The organism is Stenotrophomonas sp. SMYL8 (assembly GCF_036320065.1).
GTDB classification, from domain to species: Bacteria; Pseudomonadota; Gammaproteobacteria; order Xanthomonadales; family Xanthomonadaceae; genus Stenotrophomonas; species Stenotrophomonas maltophilia_A.
Genome location: NZ_JAWIRR010000035.1, coordinates 40,615 through 48,060, shown reverse-complemented (window position 1 = coordinate 48,060; position 7,446 = coordinate 40,615). Strand labels below are relative to the sequence as shown.

The following is a 7,446-nucleotide window of genomic DNA, read 5'->3' as shown; positions in this document are numbered from 1 at the left end:
CCCCCCCCGCCATCCCACGGGAAGCCCGCTGTTGCAGTTGCAGTTGACGTTGCTTGAGGGGGGTGCAGGGCGCAGCCCTGCCGATACCCCTCCCCCCGGCCGGGCTGGCAGAATAGGCGTCTCTGCCGTTATCCGAAGCCGACGATGCGCCTCTCCCAGTTCCACCTGCACACCTCCAAGGAAACCCCCAGCGACGCCGAGCTGACCAGCCACCGGCTGATGCTGCGCGCGGGCATGATCCGCAAGCTGGCATCGGGCCTGTACACCTGGTCGCCGCTGGGCCTGCGCGTGCTGCGCAAGGTCGAGCGCATCGTGCGCGAGGAAATGGATCGTGCCGGTGCCGTGGAATTCCAGATCCCGACCATCCAGCCGAAGGAACTGTGGGAGCAGACCGGGCGCTGGCAGAAGTTCGGCCCGCAGCTGCTGAAGATCAAGGACCGCAAGGACCAGGTGTTCTGCTACAGCCCGACCGCCGAAGAAGCCGCCTGCGACTTCGCGCGCAGCGAGCTGTCCAGCTACAAGCAGCTGCCGGTGAACTTCTACCAGGTGCAGACCAAGTTCCGCGACGAGATCCGTCCGCGCTTCGGCGTGATGCGTTCGCGCGAGTTCCTGATGAAGGACGCCTATTCGTTCCACCTGCACGATGAGTGCCTGGTACGCGAGTACGAGAACATGAAGTCGGCCTACAGCCGCATCTTCACCCGCCTCGGCCTGGACTTCCGCATGGTGCAGGCCGACTCCGGCGCGATCGGCGGTGATGCGTCGCAGGAATTCCACGTCATCGCCGATTCCGGCGAAGACGCGCTGGTGTTCTCCACCGGTTCGGACTACGCGGCCAACATGGAAGCGGCGATCGCTGCCGATCCGGCACCGCGTGCGGCCGCCAGCGAAGCCATGCGCAAGGTCGATACCCCCACCCAGAAGACCTGCGAGGATGTCGCGGCGCTGCTCGGCATCGACCTGCAGCGCACGGTGAAATCGGTGGCGCTGATCGCCGGCGAAGGCAAGGCACAGCAGTTCGTGCTGCTGCTGGTACGCGGCGACCATGAGGTCAACGAGATCAAGCTGGCCAAGGTTGCCGGCCTGGACGAACAGCGCTTCGCCAGTGAGGCGGAAATCGCCGAGCACCTGGGCAGCGTGCCGGGCTTCCTCGGCCCGGTCGCCCCGGCCAAGGCCATCCGCGTGGTGGCCGATCGCGAAGTGGCGGCGATGTCCGACTTCGTCGTCGGCGCCAACGAAGCCGGTTTCCACCTGGCTGGCGTCAACTGGGGCCGCGACCTGCCGGAACCGGAAGTGGCCGACATCCGCAACGTGCGTGCCGGTGACCGTGCGCTGGACGGTGGTGAACTGAAGATCGCCCGTGGCATCGAAGTCGGCCACGTGTTCCAGCTCGGCCGCAAGTACGCCGAAGCGCTGGATGCCACCGTTCTGGACGAGAACGGCAAGGCGGCGGTGATGGCGATGGGCTGCTATGGCATCGGTATCTCGCGCGTGGTGGCTGCCGCGATCGAACAGAACCATGACGATGCCGGCATCATCTGGCCGGACGCGATGGCGCCGTGGCAGGTGGTGGTGTGCGTGATCAATCCGAAGGGCGACGCCGCCGTGGCCGACGCCGCGGCCAACCTGCTGCAGGAGCTGCGCGATGCGGGCCTGGACGCGGCACTCGACGACCGTGGCCTGCGCCCGGGCGCGATGTTCGCCGACATGGAACTGATCGGCATCCCGCACCGCGTGGTTGTCAGCGAACGTGGCCTGGCCGCCGGCACCTACGAGTACCGTTCGCGCCGCGCCAGCGAAGCGGAAAGCCTGGACAAGGCCACCCTGCTGCAGCGCCTGCAGGGTTGATCAGGAAAAGACCGGGGCATGCCCCGGTCTTTTTTTTGCCTGACGCCCATTTGAGCAATATTGCAGCGGACATAATCCGGTCAAAATCGACGCAATGCAGCCGGGATGCTGCCAGGCCATGACCGGTCTGCATTTGTGCTGCGATTAATTCATCTTTATTCTGTCCCGCGACGCCAGGGACTGGCTCGTCCCGTCCACTTATTAGTTTCCGGAGTAACCGTAAATGAGCATTGACCTGACCGGCCTGTCGGCACGCGAGCTGGGCGCCCTGATCCGCACCGCCAAGAAACAGCAGACCATCGTCGCCAAGCGCCGGCCGATCACCAAGGTCCGGGCACAGCTGACCAAGCTGGCCAAGACCGAGGGTTACACCATCGAGGAACTGTTCAGCGACGCCCCGGCCCCGCGCGCGCGCAAGGTGGCCAAGGTTGCCAAGGCACCGTCGAAGACCGCTGGCCGCAAGCTGGGCAAGGTTGCGCCGAAGTACCGCAACCCGGCCAATCCGAAGGAAACCTGGACCGGCCGTGGCAAGCAGCCGCGCTGGATGGCCGAGCTGACCGCCAAGGGCAACAAGAAGCCGGAAGATTTCCTGATCAAGAAGGCCTGAGGCCGGATCGGGATGCAATGAAAAACGCCGGCGAAAGCCGGCGTTTTTTCATTCCCCGGAAAGGAAAGGTGTGTGGACCAACGGTCCACACCCACAGGAAGCAGCCCAGAGGGCGATTACAGGGTTTTGCGGGCCGGCATCAGCAGGTTGCCGAACAGCAGGCCAGCGACCAGCGCCATCACCACGTTGAGCACGGTGAGGAACACGCTCTGGCCGGCGCCCACGTCCTGCTGCTGGACCAGGGTCAGCACGCCGCGCAGGCTGGTGCTGCCGGGCACCATCATGATGATGCCGGGCAGGCGGATGATTGCGCCCGGGCGGCCGACGAGGCGGCCGAACAGATTGCCACCGGCGGTCAGCAGCATCGCCGACAGGAAGATGCCAGCCGGCGCTCCCCAGGCGTGGCCACCGAACTTGGAGATCGCATAACCAGCGACCGAGGCCGCGATCACCCACGGATAATCGCGGCGGTTGGCCTTGAACAGCATCGCGAAGGCAAACGCCGCGGTCAGCAGTGAGCCCCACTCCACCCACGGCCCCTGCGGCCGCGTGGCGCGGATCACCGGATCGAGCCCGAGCACGTCGGCCAGGGTCACCGCGATCATCGCGCCGACGCTGAGCTTCATGATGGTGGTCAGCGCGCCGGCAAAGCGCGCGGTACCCGACACCCAGTGCTGGCTGGCCAGTTCATTGACCGCATTGGTCAGCGACATGCCGGGCAGCAGCACCACCAGCGAGGCGATGATCACCGTGTTGAGGTTGAGCGCGCCGATGAAGGACGCCACCAGGGTGGCGACCAGGCCGGCCAGCAGCGCGGCCAGTGCCTCGGCGGCTTCGCGGGTGGCCGGGCGACGGTCGGTGACCATGCCGAGCAGGCCGATCATCAGGCCGATGACACCGGCGGTGGCAATGTCCAGCCACGGCAGCTTCCACATGCCGGCCACACCGGCCGCGCCGAGGGTGAACGAAAGGATGGTGCGCAGCTTGCCGCGCCGGCCCGGATCCTTGTCCAGCTGGCGCAGCGCGGTGTGGCCCTGGGCGATGCTCATCCGCCCGTTGGCCACTTCCTCGGCGATATGATCGGCCACGCTGAGCTTGTGCAGGTCGTTCTCGCCGGGGGCCAGACGGATCACGCGGGTGATGTCACTGGAGCCGATCGCCTGCGCAGGGTCGCTGAAGCTGAGGATGATACCGGTGGGATTCGACCACGGTTCACAATCCAGATCGAGCTGGCGGGCCAGTGCCACCACTGCCGTTTCCAGGCGCTGGGCCGTTGTGCCGTAGCTGTGCAGGCGTCCGGCGATCTCGGAAACGAAGGCCACGCGCTGCGCGTAGGTGGCCTGGGGCGTGGGGATCGTGTGAGCGTCTGCGGACATGCGCCGTAGTATTACCTAGGCTGGGCCTTACCGGAGAAATTCATCCGAGTTCGACGCGATGCCCAATACAGAACGGTTATGCTGCGACCCGAATGGCCCAAGTGACCCCGAACCACGCCCCCCAGCTCGAACAGGATGCCCATGACCCGGGCGTGATCCGCCTGTCCGGCACCTGGACCTTGAAGACCGCGCTGGCCGCGGCCGAAGTGCTGCGCGGCGTTCCCGACACGCTGACCGGCATCGATGCCACCGCCATCGAGAAGATGGATTCGGCCGGCGTGCTGCAGGTGCTGCGCGTAGCCCACCGTGCCGACCTCGGCGAAGACGCACTGAAGTTCCGCCCGGACCATCAGGCGCTGGTGTGCACCATCGAGGAAGTGGCCGACGACCGGCCCAAGCCCAAGCGCGACTTCGGCGTGCTGGCGGCACTGGAACGGCTGGGTGTCAGCGTCCATGCCACCGGCCACAACATCAAGGCGCTGTGCAGTTTCCTCGGCGAGAACCTGGTCAAGGCCGCGCGCCTGGTCAAGGAACCCCGCCGTTTCCGCCTGACCGCCACCGTGCACCAGATGGAGCAGGTCGGGCTGGATGCGGTACCGCTGGTGGCACTGCTGTCCTACCTGGTTGGCGCGGTGATCGCCTTCCTCGGCTCGACCATCCTGCGCGACTTCGGCGCCGAGATCTATGTGGTCGAACTGGTCAACATCGCCTTCCTGCGCGAATTCGCGGTACTGCTGACCGCGATCGTGCTGGCCGGCCGCACCGCCAGCGCCTTCACCGCGCAGATCGGTGCGATGAAGGCGCGCGAGGAAATCGATGCGATGCGCACCCTGGGCCTGGACCCGATCGACCTGCTGGTGCTGCCACGACTGCTGGCGCTGCTGGTCACCCTGCCCCTGCTGACCTTCATCGCGATGGTCGCCGGCCTGGCCGGCGGCATCACGGTGGGTGCGTTCGATCTGGATATTCCGCCGCAGATGTACATCGCGCGCATGCACGAGACGATGGAAGTGCGGCACATGCTGGTCGGCCTGTCGAAGGCGCCGGTGTTCGCGCTGGTGATCGGCCTGATCGGCTGCCTGGAAGGACTGAAGGTCGAAGGCACGGCGCAGTCGGTCGGCGAACGCACCACCTCCAGCGTGGTGCAGACCATCTCGCTGGTGATCATCATCGACGCCTTCGCGGCGTTGTGGTTCATGCACATGGACTGGTGACATGAGCACACATCCGACGCCCGAAGAAATTCCCATGCAGGACGACGACGGCCACGAGCTGGCCATCCGCGTGCGTGGTCTGGTCAACCGTTTCGGCAGCCAGACTGTGCATGAGGACCTGGACCTGGACGTGCGCCGCGGCGAGATCCTGGGCGTGGTCGGTGGCTCCGGTACCGGCAAATCGGTGCTGATGCGTTCGATCCTCGGCCTGCGCGTGCCCGATGCCGGGCAGATCGAAGTGCTCGGCCGCGATGCGCGTGCCGACGATGCCGAGAGCCGCCTGCACATCGAGCGCAACACCGGCGTGCTGTTCCAGGACGGCGCCCTGTTCTCCTCGCTGACCGTGGGCGAGAACGTGCAGGTGCCCTTGAAGGAACACCACCGCGAATTGCCCGAGCGCTGGCACTACGAACTGGCGCTGCTGAAAGTGAAGCTGGCCGGCCTGCCCGCCGATGCGATCAACAAGCTGCCCTCGCAGTTGTCCGGTGGCATGCGCAAGCGCGCCGGCCTGGCCCGTGCATTGGCGCTGGACCCGCCGCTGCTGTTCCTGGACGAACCGACCGCAGGCCTCGACCCGATCGGCGCGGCCGCATTCGACCGCCTGATCAAGACCCTGCAGGAAGCGCTGGGACTGACCGTGTTCCTGATCACCCACGACCTGGACACGCTGTACGCGATCTGCGACCGGGTCGCGGTGATCGCCGACCGCAGGGTGGTGGCCAACGCACCCTTGCCTGACATCGAGAAACTGGATCATCCGTGGATCCAGGAATACTTCCACGGACCCCGCGCGCGCGCCGCGCGTGGCGAACAGATCGAGAGTGCCTGAGCCATGGAAACCAAAGCCAACTACGTGCTGATCGGCGCGTTCACCCTGATCACCGGCCTGGCCCTGCTGGCCTTCGGCCTGTGGGCCGCCAAGTACTCTTCCGACCGCACCTGGCAGGAATACCGCGTGGTGTTCCGCGAAGCGGTGACCGGGCTGTCGGTGGGCAGCCCGGTGCAGTACAACGGCATCGCGGTGGGCTCGATCACCGAACTGAACCTGGTACCGGACGACCCGCGCCAGGTGGTCGCGCGCATCCGCCTGAACTCCAACACGCCGGTCAAGACCGATACCCGCGCCAAGCTGGCGATCACCAGCCTGACCGGCCCGTCGATCATCCAGCTCAGCGGTGGCACGCCGCAGTCGCCGGCGCTGACCACGGTCAACAAGGACCCGGCGCCGATCATCCCGACCACGCCGTCGGCGCTGCAGAACATCACCGACGTCGCCAACCGCATCGTCGAGCGCATGGACCAGATTCTCAGCGACCGCAACGTGGCTTCGATCAACGCGACACTGGCCAACCTGGAAACCATCAGCGGTGGTCTGGCCGACCGTGACCAGGGCACGCAGGCGCTGCTGCTCAGCGCGCGCGACGCCGCCCGCAGCCTGGACACCACGCTGAAGACCACCAACGGCACCATCGAGCGCCTGGACAAGAACCTGGTGCAGCAGCTGCCGGGCATCATCGACAAGCTCGACGGCACTCTGGCCAAGCTTGATTCGGCCGCAGGCAACGCCGATTCGATCCTTGGCGAGAACCGCGCTGCCATCAACAGCTTCGCCAACGATGGTCTCGGCCAGCTCGGCCCGACGCTGACCGAACTGCGCGGCCTGATCCGCGACCTGCGCCGGGTCAGCGACCGCCTCGAGAACAACCCCGCGCGCTACCTGCTGGGCCGCGATGCACCGAAGGAGTTCGAACCCAAATGAGCCCGACCCCCCTTCCGCGCCTGCTGCTGGCCGCTTCGATGGTCACCCTGCTGGGCGGCTGCTCCATCCTTGGCAGCAGCGAGAAAACCGCAGTGACGCTGTACTCGCCGTCCGTGCAGGTCAAGGCGGACCCGGCGTGGCCACAGGCCAGCTGGCAGCTGGTACTGGCCAAGCCCAGCGCCGCGCGCATGGTCGACAGTCCGCGCATCAACGTGCGGCCGACGCCGTCGCAGTTGGAGATCTACAAGGGCGCCAGCTGGGCGCAGCCGGCTACCGACATGATCGAGGACACGCTGCTGCGCGGCTTCGAGGATTCCGGCCGCATCCGCGGCGTGGCCCGCAGCACCGCCGGCATCCGCGCCGATTACAAGCTGTCCACCGACGTGCGCCGCTTCGAATCGGATTACCAGGGACAGGCCACGCCGACGGTGGTGATCGAGGTCAACGCCAAGCTGATCCACGTCGCCGACCAGCGCGTGGTCGCCGACCGCACCTTCCGCCAGGCGCAGCCGGTCGGCAGCACCGATGTTCCTGCCGTCACCGCCGCCTTCGAACGTGGCCTGCAGCAGCTGGCGCAGGACGTGGTCGGCTGGACGCTGACCAGCGGGCAGGCCGACCAGCCGACCGTCGCGCGCTGATCGA

The 7,446-nt window shown here is 66.6% G+C and carries 7 protein-coding genes; 6 read left to right on the top strand and 1 reads right to left on the bottom strand.

Annotation, left to right across the window (positions count from 1 at the left end; translation table 11 throughout):
- The first annotated feature begins 144 nt into the window (after nucleotides 1-144).
- Both V3B25_RS19645 and V3B25_RS19640 read left to right on the top strand, forming a co-directional pair.
- The gene (locus V3B25_RS19645; RefSeq protein WP_329811423.1) at nucleotides 145-1,848 is read left to right on the top strand and encodes a proline--tRNA ligase; all 1,704 of its coding nucleotides are present in this window, start codon (nucleotides 145-147) and stop codon (nucleotides 1,846-1,848) included.
- A 223-nt stretch (nucleotides 1,849-2,071) separates the two neighbouring features.
- The gene (locus tag V3B25_RS19640; RefSeq protein ID WP_329811422.1) at nucleotides 2,072-2,455 is read left to right on the top strand and encodes an H-NS histone family protein; all 384 of its coding nucleotides are present in this window, start codon (nucleotides 2,072-2,074) and stop codon (nucleotides 2,453-2,455) included.
- A 116-nt stretch (nucleotides 2,456-2,571) separates the two neighbouring features.
- Here the strand turns inward: V3B25_RS19640 and V3B25_RS19635 are convergent, their stop codons facing one another.
- Nucleotides 2,572-3,831 carry a threonine/serine exporter family protein gene (locus V3B25_RS19635; RefSeq protein ID WP_049398420.1) on the bottom strand — a complete coding sequence of 420 codons (1,260 nt, stop codon included), beginning with the start codon at nucleotides 3,829-3,831 and terminating at the stop codon, nucleotides 2,572-2,574.
- Nucleotides 3,832-3,923: 92 nt separating this feature from the next.
- Between V3B25_RS19635 and V3B25_RS19630 the strand changes: the two genes are divergently transcribed.
- From V3B25_RS19630 to V3B25_RS19615, 4 genes are read left to right on the top strand one after another with little or no spacing between them, the layout of a single operon-like run.
- Nucleotides 3,924-5,045 carry an ABC transporter permease gene (locus V3B25_RS19630; protein ID WP_032127999.1) on the top strand — a complete coding sequence of 374 codons (1,122 nt, stop codon included), beginning with the start codon at nucleotides 3,924-3,926 and terminating at the stop codon, nucleotides 5,043-5,045.
- 1 nt (nucleotide 5,046) lies between these two features.
- A complete protein-coding gene (locus V3B25_RS19625; protein ID WP_329811421.1) occupies nucleotides 5,047-5,874 on the top strand; it encodes an ABC transporter ATP-binding protein in 828 nt (275 codons plus the stop codon).
- Between the two features lie 3 nt (nucleotides 5,875-5,877).
- The gene (locus V3B25_RS19620) at nucleotides 5,878-6,804 is read left to right on the top strand and encodes an MlaD family protein (RefSeq protein WP_014035909.1); all 927 of its coding nucleotides are present in this window, start codon (nucleotides 5,878-5,880) and stop codon (nucleotides 6,802-6,804) included.
- Complete coding sequence (locus V3B25_RS19615) at nucleotides 6,801-7,442, top strand: ABC-type transport auxiliary lipoprotein family protein (RefSeq protein WP_329811420.1); 642 nt, start codon at nucleotides 6,801-6,803, stop codon at nucleotides 7,440-7,442. Before V3B25_RS19620 ends, V3B25_RS19615 begins: the two co-directional genes overlap by 4 nt.
- Nucleotides 7,443-7,446: the final 4 nt, after the last annotated feature.